The following is a 19763-nucleotide window of genomic DNA, read 5'->3' on the forward strand; positions in this document are numbered from 1 at the left end:
TATCCCTACGAAAGTAGTAAGACCCCTTGAAGACGACGAGGTAGATAGGGCAGAGGTGGAAGTGCAGTAATGCATGGAGCTGACTGTTACTAATCGGTCGAGGGCATAACCTGAGCAAACAGGCAAGAAGCGGAAAAGCATGAGTGGAAGAGACGGGAAGGATGCTTGCATCCGGAGCGGCTCTTGCAGGAATGTGAGTCCATTTGATACCAAATGGACAATGAGAGAACGAAGTTCTCGAATGGTTTCCGCGGAAAGTAAGTTTGAAATGGTAGGATAGGAAAGAAATGGATGGAGAGATAAAACTTTGTATGTGGTTTTGAAGGTACATAAAAGTATTTTCAAAAAGCACTTGAAAAAAATGAAGAAAGTGCTATAATATTAGAGTATTCCTCGATAGCTCAGCGGTAGAGCATTCGGCTGTTAACCGAAGGGTCGTTGGTTCGAACCCAACTCGGGGAGTTAAGATGACTTCCATAGACAGAGATGTTTATGGAAGTTTTTAGTTATAAAAATAGTAGAATAATAGAACTGACTTTATAGAAAAGACGAAGTATAAAACTGTTTTAGACTTCGTCTTTTCTGGCTATGTTTAATAATATGAGAGTTGTTTATAATAAAATCCTATAGATATAGATGAAGTATATTAAGTATATTAAGGAGGGAATGCAATGTCGAATCAACAATCACAGCAGGCAGTAACGATACCACTGCCCAAAGGGAAGAAAAACACAGTTCAGGCAGGATGTGTATGTCTCATGATGTCCATTTCCATGTATGGATTAGTATTTTTTACATTAACCTCACCGATTCTGGAGAGAGTGAACGCAATGGGCTATGTATCATTGTTTTCTATTTTTGCAGGACTTGGGGTTTCAATTATGACACCAATCGGAGGAAAACTGGGGGATATCATCGGACGGAGAAATATAGTTGTCATTCCGGGAATTATATGTGCAATAGCCGGTATAGCATTTGCATTTGCCAGATCGCTTCCGGTATTAATGATATTACGTCTTCTTGTGGGACTTGCACAGGGAGCTTTTACGTCAGCTCCGTATATTATTGCAGGGCTTATTTATGAAAAGAAAGATGTACCTAAGGCGATGGGGCTTTTAGCTACAGCTGTTGCGCTTGGAAGCTTTGGAGGCAGTATCATTGCAGGTTTTCTTACAGATATGGGAATGCTTGAAGTTGCGATTCTCATACCTGCGATCCCCTTACTTCTTGGGGTGGTGCTGGTTGGCATAAACATGCCGAATCAGAAACGAGAAGGAAATGTTTCTATTGATGTACCTGGAATCATTGCTTTGTCGATTGCTTTATGTGGTATTCTTATGGCGCTGAATTTCGGGTCTTCTATGGGATGGACACATCCTGCAATTCTGGCAGGTTTTGTGATTGGTATTGCAGCGCTGGTTGCTTTGATGAAAATTGAGGAAAAGGCGGAAGAGCCGCTGATTCCGTTAAGACTATTAAAAAATCGCGGATACACAGTATTGTTGGCAGTTGGATTTATTGCATATTTCTATCAGACAGCAATGAATGTTTATTCGCCGATCAGTACACTACAAGTATTGAAAGCGTCAGGAACCGTGACAGGTTCATTGCAGATGCCTCGTACGCTGATTACGATCGTATTGCCTACGATCGCCGGAGCATGGGTAGGTAAGAAGGCATCCAATTCGTGGAAAGCTATGGCATTCAGTACGGGACTTGCAATGATTCCGATGTTGATGCTGGGATTTACTACGCCTTCGACTTCTATCATACTTTATTTTGTTGCAATTGCAATTACCGGTATTGCGGAGAGCTTTCGTTCTGTTGCAATTACACCGGCAGCACAGTCCATGCTTCAGCCTTCTGATATCGGAGTAGGAACATCACTTGTCAATTTCTTCAATTCGCTGGCAAGCACAGTTTCAGCAGCTGTTTTCGGTGTGGTTTATAATAATTGTACGGCTTCTGATCCATCAAACGCTGCATTGATACAGAAAGGTGTCAATCAGGTGTTTATTACAGCGGCAATTGTTTCTTTTGTGGGAGTATTGATTGTAATTTTTATTGTAAGACCACAGATGAGTCAAAAAGAAGAAGGTTAGTATGGAAAATGTATATTATGATATAAATGGGTGTATTTTAAATTAAACACAATAAAAAGCGCCACTCAATCGTCTATAATGATGATTTTGTGGTACTTTTTATAGAGCTAATGAAAATAACTAATCATTCCGGCGACCAAAGGGCGATGGCCGTGTCATAAGCAACGCCCCCACTTAATTGCTTATCCTGCAGTGAAAGACGGACACAGCAGAGAATTCAACTGAAATTTGACAAATGTGAATGTGTTGTTATATACTATGACGAAATTACAGGATACCAATGTGCTCAACCGCGGCAGAGATTCTGGCATCAACCTTATTTTTGTGTTAGCCGGAAGAACTGGAGTTGTGACAGGTGGAAGACAGGAGGTCATGGAAATGGCAGAATGGAAGAGAAATACAATAGTTAAAGCAAAAGGCCGCATTCCAAAACCGGGTCAGAGGATCCTGCGTTCTGTATGTGCAGTATGCCTGCATTCTGGGGAATGATTGTTATTTTGATCGAGGTATATGCGTTGGGTGGAAAGCTTCAGGGGAATATTTTAAGCTATCTGATCATTGCATTGTTTACCGGAGTGGTGTTGTACTCGACTGTTTTACTGGATATCGCGAATACATCCTATTTTTCCTGTGTCGTTTTCCTGAGTATTACGGTCATGCATATCACAGACGAAAGCCCGATGCGGTTTGTTTTTAACAGAGTATTGGATACACTAATTGGAGTTGTACTGGCACTGATCGTTAACTCCATACATTTACCAAGGACAAAGAATACGGATATTTTGTTTGTTTCGGGAATTGACGATACGCTTCTTACCGATAAGGAACAGCTGACGCCATACAGTAAGGTGGAACTGAACCGAATGATCGAGCAGGGAGCTAAATTTACCGTATCCACGCTTCGCACGCCGGCGACGGTCAGGGAAACGCTGCAGGGAATCAATTTGAAGCTTCCGATCATTGCGATGGACGGAGCGGTGCTGTATGATATGAATGATAATTCTTTCCTTATGAGTTATGAGATGTCTTATTTGCAGGCGAGAAAGGTTATAGAATTTCTGGAAAATGAGCATATCAGTTATTTTGCAAATGTAGTGATCGATGATGTGCTGGTGATTTACTATAATGAGCTTGGAAACAGGGCAGAACAGGAAATCTATAAACAGATGCGTAAATCACCATACCGGAACTATATGAAACGGCCGCTTCCTGAAAATGAGAATGTAGTATATTTTATGATGATTGAAAAAAAGGAGAGAATTGAGAAATTATATGAAAAAATAAGCACTCAGGAATGGGCGGATGAGTGTAAAATACTGATGTACGATTCAACGGATTATCCAGGGTATGCCTATATTAAGATCTATCATAAAGATGCGACAAGAGAGAATATGCTCCGCAATCTTCTGGCGCTTCTGGATATGGAAAAGACGGTGACATTTGGCAGCATCGAAGGAACCTGTGATGTGTGTGTCGCAGATTCCAACAGGAATCTTATGGTGAAGAAGATGAAACAGTATTTTGAGCCTGTAAAAAGAAAAATGTGAATGCCCCGTAAGGATAGTCGATTGTCATCAGCGAAAACAGGCAATTGCAGAATAAAAAAATAAAAAAATTTCAAAAATCACTTGCATATTAGTACAAGATATGATAATATAATTTTCGGTCACTGCGAAACACAAGCTGGCCGAAAACAGTATGGCTCCGTGGTCAAGCGGTTAAGACATCGCCCTTTCACGGCGGTAACACGGGTTCGATTCCCGTCGGAGTCATTACATTAGCCAAGCATTCAGGGAAAGGTAAATGGCCTTTCGCTTGGTCAGAATGTAAGCCCGGTGTTATCTAAGCGGTGGGTAAATGAGCGTGGACCTTTAGCTCAGCTGGTTAGAGCAATCGGCTCATAACCGATCGGTCCCGGGTTCGAGTCCCTGAAGGTCCACTTTTTAAAAATTTCATATGGCCCGATGGCTCAGTTGGTTAGAGCGCCGCCCTGTCACGGCGGAGGTCGTGGGTTCGAGTCCCATTCGGGTCGCTGACATTTTCAGTGAATGTCTTTTAATTATATATGGGATCATAGCTCAGCTGGGAGAGCATCTGCCTTACAAGCAGAGGGTCATAGGTTCGAGCCCTATTGGTCCCATTTATAGCATTTATATGTTATATGCCGCAGTGGCGGAACTGGCAGACGCCCGGGACTTAAAATCCCGTGGGTAGCGATACCCGTACCGGTTCGATTCCGGTCTGCGGCATGAAAAAAACCTCGTAAATACGGGGTTTTTTCTATTTTGTGTTGCATGGCGTGTTGCATAGTTCCGAAAAATGGTCCAGTGAACCATTTCTGAGTTTTAATATTTCTTGCGGGTATTCAGAATAAAGATTATCTAACAGTAGAGCTTATAGATAGGTTGGAAAAATTAATTATGCAATGATATAATCACTTACGGTTCAATACATTTATTACCAAATTGACAAAATATCAAGGAGAACATGATGAAACGCAAAGCCTTCAAAACAGCCCTTTCCTATACAGTCCCAATTTTCGCCGGTTCGGCAGAATTTGTAGCGGTGAATCTGCTGCTTGGCGCTTTTAATCCGATTCAGGCATTTTTTACCATTTATACTATTTCCGGCTGACAAACCGGCTCCAAAGTATATCAAGTATCTTGGAAATGTATTATCGGCAGCAGTCTTTGGACTGTTAGTTGTGTATTGCCTGAAAAGTGTAAAAATGTCCGACTAATTTTATATAGTCTTGACGAATTTGTGTTAGTGTGATATAACTTAATTGAAAAAAATTATCATTCATTTTATATAGAAAGTGGGGGTGTTTTTAATGACACTAAAGAATCTGAAGATCGGTGAGAGTGCTGTCATTACGAAAGTGGGCGGAGAAGGCGCACTGAGACAGCACTTTCTGGATATGGGTGTGATTCCCGGAGCGGAAGTGACTGTCGTGAAGTTTGCGCCCATGGGCGATCCGATGGAACTACAGATTCATGGGTATGAGCTGACTCTTCGCCTGGCGGATGCAGACCAGATCGATATTCAGCCGATCAAGGAGCGGACGAACCAGCACAGCCGGATTGAGAAGATATATCCTTCCGAGCATCCGGGACTTGGAGAAGACGGAAAATATCATGCCAAAGGGGATGGAGATCCGCTTCCTGAGGATACCTTACTTACATATGCACTTGTGGGAAACCAGAACTGTGGAAAGACGACCTTATTCAACCAGCTTACGGGAGCCAATCAGCATGTGGGAAATTTTCCGGGAGTTACGGTAGACCGTAAGGATGGTCCGATCAAAGGGCATCCGAATACAAGAGTGACAGATCTTCCGGGGATTTACTCGATGTCCCCATACACCAGCGAGGAAATTGTCTCCAGAAATTTTGTGCTTGCTGATAATCCGAAAGCAATCATTAATATTGTGGATGCTACGAATATTGAACGGAATCTATATCTTACCATGCAGCTGCTGGAAATGCATATTCCAATGGTTATTGCCCTGAATATGATGGATGAAGTGATGAATAATAATGGCGCCATTGATATCAATGGAATGGAAGCGTTGCTGGGGGTGCCGGTAATCCCGATTTCAGCGGCTAAAAATGAAGGGGTGCGGGAACTGATTGAACATGCGGTGCATATTGCAAAATATCAGGAACGTCCGCAGAAACAGGATTTCTGCAGCAAGGATGACCATGGCGGAGCGATTCATCGTGCGATTCATGCTGTTGAATCAATCATTGAGGATCACACGGAAAGAGCCGGGTTGCCGCTTCGCTTCTCGGCAACGAAAGTCATCGAGGGAGATTCTCTGATTCTGGAACAGCTTCAGCTGGATCAGAACGAGATGGATATGATCGAGCATATCGTGGTACAGATGGAAAAAGAGGGAGGCATGGATCGAAGTGCTGCCATTGCGGATATGCGTTTTGATTTCATTGAGTATGTATGCGAACGTACTGTAAAGAAACCGAAAGAAAGCAAGGAACGTTTACGTTCGGAAAAAATCGACCGTATCCTTACGGGAAAATGGACAGCGATTCCATGCTTTGTCGCAATCATGGGAGCGGTATTCTTTCTGACATTCAATGTGATCGGGGCCTTTTTGCAAGGGCTTCTGGAATCCGGGATTGAGGCACTGACCGCAGCAGTGGATCAGTGGATGACGGCAGCTCATGTGAATCATGCACTCCATGGGCTTGTGATTGATGGTATTTTCGGTGGCGTTGGAAGTGTTCTTAGTTTTCTGCCGATTGTTGTTACGTTGTTCTTCTTTCTTTCCATTATGGAAGACAGTGGTTATGTGGCCAGAGTTGCATTTTTCATGGATAAACTTCTGCGCAAGATCGGCCTTTCAGGACGAAGCATTGTGCCAATGCTGATTGGATTTGGATGTACGGTTCCGGCGGTCATGGCGACCAGAACACTCCCGAGTAAGCGGGACCGAAAAATGACGATTTTCCTGACTCCGTTTATGAGTTGTACAGCAAAGCTGCCGATTTATGTGTTCTTCGTGAGCGCGTTTTTCCCGGGGAAAGGTGGCTTTATTATGACGGGGCTCTATCTTCTTGGAATCGCGGTCGGGATACTGGTTGCGCTTCTATTTAAGAATACGTTATTCAAAGGAGAAGCGGTTCCTTTTGTTATGGAGCTTCCGAATTATCGAATGCCCGGCGTGAAAAATGTGGCACAGCTTTTGTGGGAAAAGGCAAAAGATTTTTTAAGCAAAGCGTTTAGCGTAATCTTGATTGCAACAATCGTGGTATGGTTCCTGCAGAGCTTTGACCTGCATCTGAACATGGTGGCGGATTCTTCTGATAGCCTGATGGCGATGATTTCCGGATGGATTGCTCCGGTACTTGCTCCGCTCGGACTTGGCGACTGGAGGATCGTAACATCTCTGATCAGTGGATTTATGGCCAAGGAGAGTGTAGTGTCTACTATGGAAATCCTGTTTGGCAGCAGTATTCAGACTGCAATCTCGACCGTTTCCGCAGCAACGATGCTGGTGTTTTCTCTTTTATATACACCTTGTGTTGCTGCCATTGCTTCCATCAAGCGGGAGTTGGGCGCAAAATGGGCGGTCGGCGTTGTCTTCTGGCAGTGCGCGGTTGCCTGGATTGCAGCATTTATTGCAAGATTTATCTGTATTGCAGTCGGGATGTAAAGTGGATGATCTGTATCAAGGATGGTATGTAAAACAGGAGGTTTGAAATGAATATTGCAGATATAATCGTTATTCTTTTGGTAGTGGTCATTGTGGGCGGTGCGGTCGCGATACTGAGAAGAAATAAGAAAAATGGGAAAAGCTGCTGTGGATGTGACTGCGGACACTGCAGCCAGAGCTGTGGGAAAAAGGATAAATAAGGCGGAGTTTGAATTCACTTGGAGAGAATCCAAGTGAATTTTTTAAATTTGCTATAACGATAGAGACTGTGTTAATATAGAAAAAAACATATGGAGAAATGGTATGGAAGAAAAAATCTATTTTGACAATGGCAGTACTTCATGGCCAAAGGCTCCGGGAGTACAGGAAGCAGTTTCGGAGCTCTTGAAAAATGGAGCATTTAATATCAACCGGGGAAATTATGCAGGGGCGTATGAAGTGGAAAGTGTTGTACTGGAGACAAGGGATCAGCTTGTACAGTTGTTCCATGGAACCGATTCAAGAAATGTGATTTTTACGCCGGGAATCACCTATTCGCTGAATTATTTTATCAAGGGATTTTTAAAAACCGGAGATCATGTTCTGGTAAGCGGTCTGGAACATAATGCTGTGATGCGTCCGCTGGAACAGATGAAATTGGCAGGTGTGGACTACGATATTGTTCCGGTGGATGAAGAAGGAAATCTTGATCCGGAAGATTTGAGAGAACGGATCCGGATAAATACGAAGGCAGTTATCATGACGCACGCATCGAATGTGTGCGGAACGGTTGTGCCGATTCGTGAGATTGGAAGTATCTGCAAAGAGTATGGATTATTCTTTGCAGTAGATACGGCACAAAGCGCCGGGACGCTTCCGGTAGACATGCAGGAGTGCCAGATTGATTTCCTTGCATTTACGGCGCACAAAGGATTACTGGGACCGCAGGGGATCGGAGGATTTCTCATATCCGAACGGCTGGATAAGAAAATGGAGCCGTATATTGCCGGAGGAACCGGAAGTCAGTCCGATTCCCTTCTGATGCCGGATTATCTGCCGGATAAATATGAGAGTGGAACCATGAATCTGCCCGGAATCATAGGGCTTCATGCGTCACTTGACTATATCCGGGAGCAGGGACTGAAAGCGATTCATGATAAAAAGATGGAACTGACGGAATATTTACTGAACGAAGTCAAAAGGATTCCACAGGTGCGCATTGTAGGAAGAAAAGATGTGCAAGACAGAGTGGCGGTTGTCTCGCTGGATTTCCTGACAATCGATAATGCGGTTGCGGCATTTGAACTGGAACAGGAATGCGGTGTGATGACAAGAGTCGGGCTCCACTGTGCGCCGGCAGCTCATCAGTCTCTCCATACCTTTCCGCAGGGAACGGTCCGATTTGCATTTAGTGCCAGCAATACGTTTTCGGAAATTGATCGTTGTGTAGAAGGTATCCTAAAAATCTTATAAAGTGACACATATAGATGATAACTATATATAGTGATGTGCATTATAAATATCAATGGATAAATCAGGAAATGAAATTGCCTGTACTCCCAAAAAATGATACTCTATAGTTAGAGTTTTATTGAGAAATAATTTTATTAAGGAGGACAAGCAAAATGGCTGATAATCGCAAAATGTGGGAAGAACTGGGGATGAATCTGGAACTGCATGACCAGTTGTGTGCGGTACTTCCACAGGCATTCGGGGATGTGTTTTTATCACAGGAGAACAGACCGGAGGGAATGGATTACTATAACATGGTTGTAGCGGATATTCACGGAATCAGACCGGCGGAACTGATTGAGCATCAGAAAAAGGGCGGGAAAGTATTCGGAACTTTCTGTATCTATGTTCCGGATGAGATTATTTTCGCAGCGGATGCAATTGCAACAGGACTGTGTGGGGGATCTCAGTTCTGGGTACCGGGAGGCGAACGAGTGCTTCCGACCAATACCTGTCCGCTGATCAAAGCATCTGTTGGAGCAAGACTGGATCGTACCTGCCCATTCTTCCGAATCGCAGATATGTATATCGGGGAGACAACCTGCGACGGTAAGAAAAAGGCTTGGGAAATTCTTTCTGAAGACGTTCCGGTATATGTTATGGATCTTCCGCAGATGAAGCGGGCAAAAGATGTCAAAGCATGGGCAGAAGAAATTACGGCTCTGAAAGACAAGGTAGAAGAATTTACCGGAAATAAAGTAACGGCTGAAAAACTGGCTGATAGCATTAAGCTGATCAATAACAAGAGAAAAGCACTCGCAAGACTGTATGAATGCCGTAAGAGCGAGACACTTCCGATCAGCGGTACAGATGCGCTTGTGATTTCCCAGATTGCTTTCTATGATGATCCGGCAAGATTTACTCAGATGACAAATAAGCTCTGTGATGAGCTTGAACAGCGTATCAAAGATGGTGTCAGCATCGTTCCCGCAGGTACGAAACGTATCATGCTGACCGGAACACCGCTTGCAATTCCGAACTGGAAGCTTCATAATATCGTAGAGACAAGCGGAGCGGTTGTGGTATGTGAAGAAATGTGTACGGGAACACGCTACTTCGAGAACTATGTGGATGAGACAAAAGAAACGCTGGAAGACCAGATCATGGCTCTTTCTGAGCGGTATATGAATATCAACTGTGCTTGCTTCACGCCGAATCACGCAAGAATTGATGACATTTTACGTCTTGCGAAAGAGTACAAGGTTGACGGTATCATTGATGTGAATCTGAAATTCTGTAATCTGTACGATACAGAAGGCTACTTTGTAGAACGTGCGATGAAAGAAGCAGGTATTCCGGTTCTTGGAATTGAGACAGATTATACAGACAGTGATGCACAGCAGCTTCGTACCAGAGTCAGTGCATTTGTGGAAATGCTGAATAATTAAAAAATGTGAGGAACATAGAGCTATGCAGAAAATACAGCATTATGTATTGTTTCCCAATCATGATAATGGAATGCGTCTCTATAAAGAATTAAAAAAACTGGGGGTTTGGGCAGTGATTGCCCCGACCCCCAGAAGTGCGAGTAAATGCTGCGGTATTTCACTAATGGTGAAAGAAGAAGATCTTGAGGTGATCCGGCAGTGTATTCGTGAACATGATATAGAGATCTTGAAAATCACCGAAGTGGAAATGGATTTGAATCCACACAGAGATCAATATTGTTAGAAGAGGTAGGAATATGAATTACGTTGGAATAGATATCGGATCCACAGCATCCAAAGTTGCTGTGATCGGGGATAAGGAGCTTCAATTTGTACTGCCTACAGGATGGAGCAGCAAGGAGACCACCTTACTTATCAAGGAGAAACTTCTTGCAGAAGGAGTGGATGTCATGTCTGATGAGACAAAAGTTGCAGCGACCGGATATGGAAGAATTGCTGTAGATTTTGCAGATTATGTGATTACCGAAATAACATGTCATGCAAGAGGCGGAAGACAGATGGCAGGAGATAATTGTACGATTATTGATGTGGGCGGACAGGATACCAAAGTAATCCTGGTCGAGAACGGAACCGTGCAGGATTTCCTGATGAATGATAAATGTTCCGCCGGGACCGGAAAGTTTTTGGAAATTATGGCAAATCGTCTCGGAATCACGCTTCAGGAGCTTTTTGATATGGCTGAAAGCGGAACAGTCTTACCAATCAGTTCTCTTTGCACCGTATTTGCAGAGTCCGAAGTCATCAATTATATCGGTGTCGGGAAAAATCGTGAAGATATTGCGGCGGGGGTCGTTGATTCCGTAGCATCTAAGGTGGCACAGTTGAGCCAGAAGAAGGCACTGTCAGATAAGATTATTCTGACAGGAGGGTTGAGTCACAGTACATATTTTACCAGAATCCTTTCTGCAAAAATCAGAAAGACGGTGGAACCTACTGAAAACGGACGGTATGCCGGCGCGCTGGGGGCAGCACTACTGGCGAAGGAGAAGAAGAATAAATAGTAGCAAAGAAATATAAGTGAGCATAAAGAGCAGGAGCAAGGGGATACTCATCAGTACCCTTGCTCCTGCTTTCCTTTCTGTAAGATATTTCTATTTCCGGAGTCTTTACATTTTTTGCAGTATATGATAAGGTAAGCTTGATAGGTTCAGACAATCACCGGTTGTCTGATTAAAAGGGAAACAGGTGCAAATCCTGTACGAACTCGTCACTGTGATCGGGGAGTGCAAGGCCATTTATGTCACTGAGCAATTGGGAAGGCGGCCTTAGATTAAGATCCGTAAGCCAGGAGACCTGCCTATTGAAAAACGGAGTGGGGAAGGACCCACAGATCACGAGTAACTGGTCGCAACCGATCATAATGGAAATGATACATTCCCGGGCGATGCCTGTATCTGCCGGGAGTGCTGTTTTGTTATGTATTCATTACGCCCTTTTACCATTTTTATGGAAAAGGGCTTTTTTGTCTACGAGATTTTTATCCTGCAGACTTAAAAGCGAATGAGAATATATCGGAAATGGCCAGAAAATGAAGGAGGAGCAGGATGAAGAAAAAACTGGTAACCATTTTACTGGCTGTTTCATTGGTGGGAACCCTGGTTCTGTCAGGATGTTCCGGAAAAAGCGATGAAAATGCGGAAACAACAGTAGAAAACGACAAGGAAGAAAGTACAGAAAACGAGGATCAGAAGGCTGCGGATGAGGTGGCAGCGCTGATTGACGCAATCTATGTACAGCAAAGAACGGATGAGACGGATGAACAGTGTAAGAAAGCGAAAGAAGCCTGGGACGCACTGACAGACGCCCAGAAGGAACTGGTAGAAGGTGAAAATGCAGATCCGGATTACTTTGGAAGAGATACAGGCGATGCATCCAAGGATGATCCGCTGAATCAGGATGATATCGGAGAAAATGAGATTCTTGTTGTCAGCTTCGGAACATCTTTTAATGACAGCCGTGTAGAGGATATTAAAGGAATTGAAGATGCACTTCAGGAAGCGTATCCGGACTGGTCTGTAAGAAGAGCCTTTACCGCGCAGATCATTATCAATCATATTCAGGCAAGAGACGGAGAATGCATTGACAATATGGATCAGGCACTGGAGCGAGCGGTCGCAAACGGCGTAAAGAATCTGGTTGTCCAGCCGACACACCTGATGCATGGCGCAGAGTATGATGAATTGATGGAATCTGTTGAGGCATATGCGGACAAATTTGAGAGTGTAAAAGTTGCAGAACCTCTGCTTGGAGAAGTGGGTGCAGATGCGGAAACTGTCAATGACGATAAGGCAGCAGTTGCTGAGGCAATTACTGCGGAAGCAGTCAGCGAAGCAGGCTATGACAGCCTGGATGCTGCAAAAGAGGATGGTGCTGCTTTTGTGTTCCTGGGACATGGAACTTCTCATACCGCGAAGGTGTCTTACAGCCAGATGCAGGCACAGATGTCTGCCCTTGGATATGAGAACGTGTTTATCGGAACTGTCGAAGGAGAGCCGGAAGAAACTGCATGTGAAGCTGTCATTGAAGCTGTTTCCCAGGCAGGGTATAAAAAAGTAATCCTTCGTCCGCTGATGGTAGTGGCCGGCGATCATGCCAATAATGACATGGCCGGAGACGACGAAGACTCATGGAAGAGTATGTTTGAAGCTTCCGGAGAATTTGAAAGTATAGAAACACAGATTGCTGGTCTTGGAGGAATTGCTAAGATTCAGGAAATTTATATTGCACATACTGCAGCAGTGATCGGTCAGTAATCGCATGAGTCAATAAATAATATAGATCTAATATCTTTTGTTTCGTGGCAATGTATGGAGAGAGGGGCTCCTGCATTGCCACGATTTTTTTGTATGCAAACATGCATTATTGAGAAATGTTTTCATGACTGAGTGAATCATTAGAAGATATATATGATATAATGAATTAGCCTTAGCTAACCCCATATTCGTTTATCAGATGGAAATAGAAGGAGGAATGAAAGATAATTGATGGAAATAACACAGAAACGAGAACGGGAAAAAGAAAAGCGAAAACTGAAAAGAGAAAAGGAGTAGTTATGTCAGAGGAAGAGAGATATTTTTTGGAAGTTGTAGATTTAAAGAAAGGATTTGGAAGTGGGGACACCCGCCAGGAAGTATTATGCGGGATGAATTTTTCGGCCGCAAAAGGGGAGTTCTGTGTTCTGCTGGGACCTTCCGGTTCGGGAAAATCCACACTTCTTAATATTATTGGAGGAATCGACAGTGCCGATTTCGGCTATATTTCCATAAACGGTGACAAACTGGAGGATATGGGAGAAAGGGAATTGACACAGTACCGCAGGAAGCATCTGGGATATGTGTTTCAGATGTATAATCTGATCGGCAATTTAAATGTGAAAGAAAATATTGAGGTAGGTGCATATCTGTCGGATCATCCGCTTGATATTGATGATCTGTTACAGACTCTGGGACTCTATGAACACCGTTATAAACTCCCGAACCAGCTCTCCGGCGGGCAGCAGCAGAGAGTTTCTATCGGACGCGCTATTGTGAAGAATCCGGATATCCTGCTTTGCGATGAGCCGACAGGTGCATTGGATTATACGACTTCCAAGGAAATATTGAAGTTGATTGAAGACATCAATCGAAAGTATAAGAATACGGTCATTATGGTTACGCATAATGAAGCTATCAAAAATATGGCAGATCATGTGATCAAGCTGAGAGATGGAAGAGTGCGCCATAATGAGAAAAATACAAATAAAATTTCGGCAGTGGAGCTTGAATGGTAAGGAGTGTGGCAAGTATGAGGGACAGGAAAGTGAAAAATCCGCTTCAAAAGCGCATTCCCAGAGAATTAAAAGGTGACTGGAAAAAATATCTGGTGGTTGCGTTGTTTTTAATCCTTACAATTGGATTTGTTTCAGGGATGTATGTTGCCAATGGGAGCATGATGCAGGCTGCAGTGGATGGTAAAGAAAAGTATTGTCTGGAGGATGGGCACTTTGAACTGAATGAGAAGGCGGATCAGGAGCTGATTCATGCAATCGAAACAGGTGAAAAGGCAGTCCCTGTAACTGTATATGAGAATTTCTATCGGAGTGAGGTGGAAGATCACGATAATGACGGAAAGTCGGATGGCACAATACGGGTGTATGAAAAAACAGAGGATATCAATCTGGCCTGCCTGATGGAAGGAAGTTTCCCGGAAACGGAAGAGGAGATTGCCATTGACCGGATGCATGCAGACAATGCAGGAATTCAGGTTGGAGATACCATTTCCGTCAGTGAGCAGTCCTATCAGGTGACAGGGCTGATTTCCTATGTGAATTATTCTACTCTTCATGAGAAAAGTACAGATCTGATGTTTGATGCACTGAAATTTAATGTGGCGATGGTGACGAAAGATGGCTTTGAACGCCTGTCCGGTTCGTTGCATTATACCTATGCATGGAGATATGAACAGGAACCGATGGATGAGATTGAAGAAAAGAAACAGTCGGACGATTTTATGAGGGCTTTGCTTACCCAGACGGTCATGTGGGATAATGAACTTCAGGATTATTTGCCCCGTTATGCAAACCCGGCAGTCAACTTTGCAACGGATGATATGGGGTCAGATGAAGCGATGGGCGGAGTCCTGCTGGATATCCTGATTGTGATCATTGCATTTATTTTTGCGGTCACCATCAGTAATACCATTGCGAAAGAATCACAGACGATTGGCACCCTGCGGGCATCCGGATATACAAAGGGTGAGCTCGTGCGGCATTATCTGGCAATGCCTGTGCTTGTAACAATGATTGCAGCTGTTGTTGGTAACCTGTTGGGCTATACTGTCTTCAAAGATGTTGTAGTATCCATGTATTATAACAGTTACAGCCTCCCTGCTTATGAAACAATATGGAATCCGGATGCATTTATTAAGACGACAGTGATACCAGTATTCCTGATGCTTGCAGTGAATCTGATTGTGATCATTTACATGATGCAGCATACGCCTTTGCAGTTTTTACGGCGTGATCTTAAAAAAACAAGACGGAAGAAAACGATACGGCTGCCGAAGTGGAAGTTCTTCAGCAGATTCCGTCTGCGTATCATATTTCAGAACATGCCAAATTATGCTGTTCTTTTTGCAGGTATTTTCTTTGTTATGGTTATGCTGGCAATGGCGGTCGGAATGCCGTCTACGCTGAAGTACTATCAGGATCATGCAGAAAATCTGATGTTTGCAAAATACCAGTATGTATTGAAATCTTGTGAAGACGAAGAAGGACAAATGATTCAGATGGATGTTACAGATGCAGAGCAATTTTGCATGAAGGCACTGAAGAAGACAGGGGATGCACTGGATGAAGAAGTATCTGTTTATGGGGTCAAGGATGACAGCAAATATATCCGGATCGAAGATTTAGCATCGTTGAAAGAAAATGAAGTATATCTTTTCCGGCCATTTATTGAAAAGTATAATCTGAAAGTGGGAGATGTCATCACGCTGGATGAAAAATATGAATATAAGCAGTATCAGTTCAAGGTGGCAGGAATTTACGAAAAATGCCAGAATATTGCAGTATTTTCAGATTTTGTGTATTCTGTTGTCAGCGGTCCTGATCTATCTTCTGACGAAGTTGATTATCGAAAAGAACGAAACGGCAATCTCCATGACGAAGATTCTTGGTTATGAAAACCGTGAAATCGCAAGTCTGTATTTGCTTTCTACAACAATGGTAGTGATTGTGGCAGATACGGTGAGCGTGATATTAGGCGCTATGGTTATGAATCAGGCATGGAAAAGTATTATGTCTGAATACAGTGGCTGGTTTGCTTTTGTGATAGAACCGATAGGATATATAAAGATGTTTGTCTTTGTGCTTCTTGGGTATTTGATGGTGCGGGTGCTGGATTTTCGGAGGATCCGAAAGATTCCGATGGAAGAAGCGTTGAAAAATGTTGAATAATTTTTTTAGCTGGATTCGAAATGAGAAAAATAATCAATACGAGAATATGGATTGACAATGGGAGCAGAAACAGATAATATATAAATAGTTAGTAAAAGCTAACTTAAATGTTTATATCCGTACTGAACGGCTATACAAATTAAGACAAAGAAACGCCTACATGGCGTTTTCTTTAAAACCCGATGTTAGGCAAAGCTAACAAAAGAAAGGAGATACATAAAATGAGCGTAGTGATTATCGGAGGAAATGAATGCATGGTTCGTCAGTACAAGGATCTATGCCAGGAATATCAGTGTGATGCGAAAGTATTTCCAAAACAGAAAAGCAGTTTGAAAGGAATCGGATGTCCCGATCTGATGGTATTATTTACCAGCACAGTATCACACAAAATGGTGCGAAATGCGTTGAATGAAACAAAAGGACTTGATGTAAAGGTGGTGCGGTCACATACCAGTTCTATGTCGGCGCTCAAAAATATTTTAGATGATAATATCAAACAGGAGGAAGCAGTATGTCTGATGAAATGATTGTCCGTCATTGTTCGCCCACATTGGCAGGGTTAAAGACCGGCAACTTGTTCAACTGTCCGTGTTCGGATAAAAAAGAGTTGATTCTGGCAGTGCGATCATTGAACAAACGACTTGCACCGAAGGGAATACGGGTGATCCCGATTCAGGTATGTGAACAGCGGGTACTAATCTACCTTTATCGTCCTGACAAATTGGAAAATGATCTGGCTGTAGAAGAGGCAGGGGAAATTCTGAGAGCATGTGGATATTCCACCGGGGACTGTGACAAATGTGTGGTACGGTTAAGCAGACGTTTGCAGGAGTCGGGGGATTTCCCGCATGAAATCGGACTGTTTCTGGGATATCCGCCCGAGGATGTGCGTGGATTTATCGAAAATCATGCCGAAGGTTATAAATTTGTAGGATGCTGGAAAGTATATGGAGATGAAAAAAGTGCAAAAAAACAATTTGCACGCTATAAAAAATGTACAGACGTATATTGCTCTCAATGGGCAAACGGCAAAAGTATTGAACGGCTCACAGTAGCTGTTTGATGATAGAAACTAAGAAAGGTTGGTATACAATATGAGTAAAATTGCAGTTGTTTTTTGGAGTGGAACCGGCAATACCGAACAGATGGCATACGCCGTAATGGAGGGAATTAAGGAAAAAGCAGCAGAAGCCGCATTATTTGCAGCGTCGGAGTTTGGTGCTTCTATGGTAAAGCAATATGATGCGATTGCATTCGGGTGCCCGGCTATGGGAGCGGAGGTGTTGGAGGAAACAGAATTCCAGCCGATGTGGGATGCCTGCGAAGGAGCACTTGGCGGGAAAAAAGTTGCTTTATTCGGTTCTTACGGATGGGGCGACGGTGAATGGATGCGAAGTTGGGAAGATGCCTGCGGCAGCGCCGGAGCAGTGCTTGCATGCGAGAGTGTGATTTGCAATGAAGCACCGAATGAGGAAGCTTTGGAGGCCTGCAGAGCATTAGGGGGAGCGCTTTGCTAAATCGCCAATCGGAAGTAATGTATGGATGTATAGGCTAGACAAACGCCGAGGTATGAAAATGGCTATCATGCTTCGGTGTTTTTCTTTTTATTGGGTTGCCTGTATAGTGTTGATGAATAGCGAAAATGACTGAATGGAAATGGCAAACATATTGAATAGTACCGGTGGATAGGAAAAGAATGGTACAACCGGATTTAGTGCAAAAAAGAGAAGAATAGAATAAGTACAGAATTTGACTTGACAATAAAAGAACTACACCATATAATTACCAATGGTAACTAATAGCGGCAATAAAGAGAGGGTTTATGGAAACTGAAAAAATAAAAAGAATGATGGATGCCTGTTATATGGCAAAAAGAATCCGGGATATGCTTCCTGAATTACCGGATGGGGTAGCACCTTCTTATATCCAGTTTTTGGATACGATTCATAAACTGGAAGCTCAAAATAGAAAAGTGAAAATTTCGGATGTCAGCGAGGAACTGAACCTTCCGAGACCGGGAGTTACCAGAACGGTTAAGGAAATGGTGGCAAAAGGTTATCTTGCTAAATCTTCATCGGAAGAAGATGGACGTATCACTTATATTTCTATTACAGAAGAAGGAGAAAAACTGTCTGATAAATACGATAGAAAGTATTATAGTGAACTGTCGAAGTATTTAGACCATATTTCAGAAGAAGAGGCTGATTGTATGATTTCTACTATAAAGAAATTGTATCAGGTTATGTGTGAAAGGAGGATTCATCTTGAATAATTCCAATTCGGATTTTACGCAGGGGAGTATTATTAAAAAATTAATCACTTTTATGATACCGATACTGGGAGCACTTATTTTACAAGCGGCTTACGGGGCGGTAGACTTGATGGTGGTGGGGAGATTCGGTACTACATCAGGGCTTTCGGCAGTATCTACAGGAAGTCAGGTGCTGAATCTTGTTACGTTTATTATTGTACAGCTTGCGATGGGAATTACTGTTCTAATCGCAAGGTTCATAGGCGAAAAGAAAGAGGAGCAGATCGGCTCTTTGATCGGAGGAGCAACAATCGTATTTGCTATTATGTCAGCAGTGCTTTTTGTTCTAATGGTATGCTTCTCGCGTCCGATTTCATTGCTTATGCAGGCGCCTGAGGAGGCAATTGGATTAACTTCTGTGTATGTGCGTATCTGTGGGGCGGGTATATTTTTTATTGTTGCTTATAATGTTCTGGCCGCAATTTTCAGAGGACTTGGAGACAGCAGATCGCCTTTGATTTTTGTGGCAATAGCATGTGTGGTCAATGTTATAGGTGACCTGGTGTTGGTGGCAGGATTTCATCTGGATGCTGCAGGTGCAGCGATTGCAACGGTAACCGCGCAGGCGATCAGTGTTGTTTTTGCATTGTTCCTGCTTGTTAAAAAGGAACTGCCATTTAAGATTTCGAAAGAAGATTTCAACATAAACAATCATGCAGGCGGGCACTTAAGATCGGATTTCCGCTTGCACTTCAGGAGTGTCTCACGCAGATGTCATTTCTTGCTCTTTGTGCATTTGTCAACAGACTGGGCTTAGAGGCGTCTTCAGGATATGGTGTAGCATGTAAGATTGTAAATTTTGCATTGCTGATACCAAGTTCGCTGATGCAGTCGATGGCATCTTTTGTTTCGCAGAATGTGGGTGCAGGGAATGAAAAACGTGCCAAAAAAGCAATGTTTACAGGCATTGGCATCGGTTTGACAATTGGTTGTTTCGTATTTATATTCATACTGTTTAGGGGAGACCTTTTGACCGGAATCTTTACCACGGACGCGGCGGTCGTTCAAAATGGGTTTGACTATTTAAAAGGATTTGCTTTGGAAACGATAGTCACTGCGATTCTATTCAGCATGGTAGGCTATTTCAATGGGCATGACAAAACGCTTTGGGTGATGATACAGGGGTTAGTGCAGACACTGCTTGTACGTCTTCCGTTGGCATATTATATGAGTATTCAGCCCAACGCAAGCTTAACAAAAATCGGTTTTGCCGCACCGGCTGCTACTATGTTTGGAATTGTTCTAAATGTAATATTCTATTTTGGGATGCATAAGAATGAGAATAGTAAATAAGGAGATA

Annotated in this window: 18 protein-coding genes, 6 tRNA genes, 1 rRNA gene, 2 pseudogenes and 1 riboswitch; all 27 genes and pseudogenes read left to right on the forward strand. The window is 43.1% G+C overall.

The window, feature by feature from the left end; translation table 11 throughout:
- Positions 1-113: ribosomal RNA gene (locus ACTNBR_RS09875) — 23S ribosomal RNA — on the forward strand; the annotation flags it as partial.
- A 277-nt stretch (positions 114-390) separates the two neighbouring features.
- Positions 391-462: transfer RNA gene (locus ACTNBR_RS09880), tRNA-Asn, on the forward strand.
- Positions 463-671: 209 nt separating this feature from the next.
- Positions 672-2102, forward strand: coding sequence for an MFS transporter (locus tag ACTNBR_RS09885; protein WP_441018900.1), 1431 nt, complete (start codon positions 672-674; stop codon positions 2100-2102).
- 258 nt (positions 2103-2360) lie between these two features.
- The gene (locus tag ACTNBR_RS09890) at positions 2361-2591 is read left to right on the forward strand and encodes a hypothetical protein (protein ID WP_427808766.1); all 231 of its coding nucleotides are present in this window, start codon (positions 2361-2363) and stop codon (positions 2589-2591) included.
- Positions 2561-3649, forward strand: coding sequence for an HAD hydrolase family protein (locus ACTNBR_RS09895; RefSeq protein WP_441042700.1), 1089 nt, complete (start codon positions 2561-2563; stop codon positions 3647-3649). Before ACTNBR_RS09890 ends, ACTNBR_RS09895 begins: the two co-directional genes overlap by 31 nt.
- Before the next feature lie 153 nt (positions 3650-3802).
- Positions 3803-3874, forward strand: a tRNA-Glu gene (locus tag ACTNBR_RS09900).
- A gap of 93 nt (positions 3875-3967) precedes the next feature.
- A tRNA-Ile gene (locus ACTNBR_RS09905) sits at positions 3968-4041 on the forward strand.
- 19 nt (positions 4042-4060) lie between these two features.
- Positions 4061-4134: transfer RNA gene (locus tag ACTNBR_RS09910), tRNA-Asp, on the forward strand.
- A 35-nt stretch (positions 4135-4169) separates the two neighbouring features.
- Positions 4170-4242: transfer RNA gene (locus ACTNBR_RS09915), tRNA-Val, on the forward strand.
- 23 nt (positions 4243-4265) lie between these two features.
- Positions 4266-4351, forward strand: a tRNA-Leu gene (locus ACTNBR_RS09920).
- A 238-nt stretch (positions 4352-4589) separates the two neighbouring features.
- Positions 4590-4736 carry a hypothetical protein gene (locus tag ACTNBR_RS09925; RefSeq protein ID WP_441018896.1) on the forward strand — a complete coding sequence of 49 codons (147 nt, stop codon included), beginning with the start codon at positions 4590-4592 and terminating at the stop codon, positions 4734-4736.
- Positions 4672-4833 (forward strand): annotated as a pseudogene (locus ACTNBR_RS09930) (AzlD domain-containing protein); the annotation flags it as partial. The gene ACTNBR_RS09925 and the pseudogene ACTNBR_RS09930, both read left to right, overlap by 65 nt.
- Before the next feature lie 102 nt (positions 4834-4935).
- Positions 4936-7278 (forward strand): ferrous iron transport protein B, encoded by a 2343-nt coding sequence (gene feoB, locus ACTNBR_RS09935; protein ID WP_427808764.1) that lies wholly within the window; start codon positions 4936-4938, stop codon positions 7276-7278.
- A 47-nt stretch (positions 7279-7325) separates the two neighbouring features.
- A complete protein-coding gene (locus ACTNBR_RS09940) occupies positions 7326-7478 on the forward strand; it encodes a FeoB-associated Cys-rich membrane protein (RefSeq protein ID WP_427808763.1) in 153 nt (50 codons plus the stop codon).
- Positions 7479-7581: 103 nt separating this feature from the next.
- Complete coding sequence (locus tag ACTNBR_RS09945; RefSeq protein WP_441018894.1) at positions 7582-8730, forward strand: aminotransferase class V-fold PLP-dependent enzyme; 1149 nt, start codon at positions 7582-7584, stop codon at positions 8728-8730.
- Positions 8731-8882: 152 nt separating this feature from the next.
- Positions 8883-10157 (forward strand): double-cubane-cluster-containing anaerobic reductase, encoded by a 1275-nt coding sequence (locus ACTNBR_RS09950; protein ID WP_427808761.1) that lies wholly within the window; start codon positions 8883-8885, stop codon positions 10155-10157.
- Positions 10158-10179: 22 nt separating this feature from the next.
- The gene (locus ACTNBR_RS09955) at positions 10180-10440 is read left to right on the forward strand and encodes a DUF3343 domain-containing protein (RefSeq protein ID WP_427808760.1); all 261 of its coding nucleotides are present in this window, start codon (positions 10180-10182) and stop codon (positions 10438-10440) included.
- A 13-nt stretch (positions 10441-10453) separates the two neighbouring features.
- Entirely contained in the window at positions 10454-11218 is a 765-nt protein-coding gene (locus ACTNBR_RS09960; RefSeq protein WP_427808759.1) for an acyl-CoA dehydratase activase, read from the forward strand.
- A 125-nt stretch (positions 11219-11343) separates the two neighbouring features.
- A riboswitch (cobalamin riboswitch) is annotated at positions 11344-11532 on the forward strand.
- A 229-nt stretch (positions 11533-11761) separates the two neighbouring features.
- Entirely contained in the window at positions 11762-12970 is a 1209-nt protein-coding gene (locus tag ACTNBR_RS09965; protein WP_320813787.1) for a sirohydrochlorin cobaltochelatase, read from the forward strand.
- Positions 12971-13269: 299 nt separating this feature from the next.
- Positions 13270-13986: an ABC transporter ATP-binding protein gene (locus ACTNBR_RS09970; RefSeq protein ID WP_320813788.1), complete on the forward strand. Its 717-nt coding sequence runs from the start codon at positions 13270-13272 to the stop codon at positions 13984-13986.
- Between the two features lie 14 nt (positions 13987-14000).
- Positions 14001-15878: an ABC transporter permease gene (locus ACTNBR_RS09975; protein ID WP_441018892.1), complete on the forward strand. Its 1878-nt coding sequence runs from the start codon at positions 14001-14003 to the stop codon at positions 15876-15878.
- Positions 15823-16152 carry an FtsX-like permease family protein gene (locus tag ACTNBR_RS09980; protein ID WP_441042701.1) on the forward strand — a complete coding sequence of 110 codons (330 nt, stop codon included), beginning with the start codon at positions 15823-15825 and terminating at the stop codon, positions 16150-16152. The genes ACTNBR_RS09975 and ACTNBR_RS09980 overlap by 56 nt, the downstream gene beginning before the upstream one ends.
- Before the next feature lie 221 nt (positions 16153-16373).
- Positions 16374-16679 carry a DUF2325 domain-containing protein gene (locus ACTNBR_RS09985; protein WP_427808755.1) on the forward strand — a complete coding sequence of 102 codons (306 nt, stop codon included), beginning with the start codon at positions 16374-16376 and terminating at the stop codon, positions 16677-16679.
- Positions 16664-17215, forward strand: a complete 552-nt coding sequence (locus tag ACTNBR_RS09990) for a DUF3793 family protein (RefSeq protein WP_427808754.1) — start codon at positions 16664-16666, stop codon at positions 17213-17215. Before ACTNBR_RS09985 ends, ACTNBR_RS09990 begins: the two co-directional genes overlap by 16 nt.
- A gap of 31 nt (positions 17216-17246) precedes the next feature.
- Positions 17247-17669 carry a flavodoxin gene (locus tag ACTNBR_RS09995; protein ID WP_427808753.1) on the forward strand — a complete coding sequence of 141 codons (423 nt, stop codon included), beginning with the start codon at positions 17247-17249 and terminating at the stop codon, positions 17667-17669.
- 305 nt (positions 17670-17974) lie between these two features.
- The gene (locus ACTNBR_RS10000) at positions 17975-18424 is read left to right on the forward strand and encodes a MarR family winged helix-turn-helix transcriptional regulator (RefSeq protein WP_427820802.1); all 450 of its coding nucleotides are present in this window, start codon (positions 17975-17977) and stop codon (positions 18422-18424) included.
- A gap of 52 nt (positions 18425-18476) precedes the next feature.
- Positions 18477-19756: pseudogene (locus tag ACTNBR_RS10005) on the forward strand (MATE family efflux transporter).
- Positions 19757-19763: the final 7 nt, after the last annotated feature.

Source organism: Bariatricus sp. HCP28S3_F11 (assembly GCF_052065395.1).
Classification (GTDB): domain Bacteria; phylum Bacillota; class Clostridia; order Lachnospirales; family Lachnospiraceae; genus Allocoprococcus.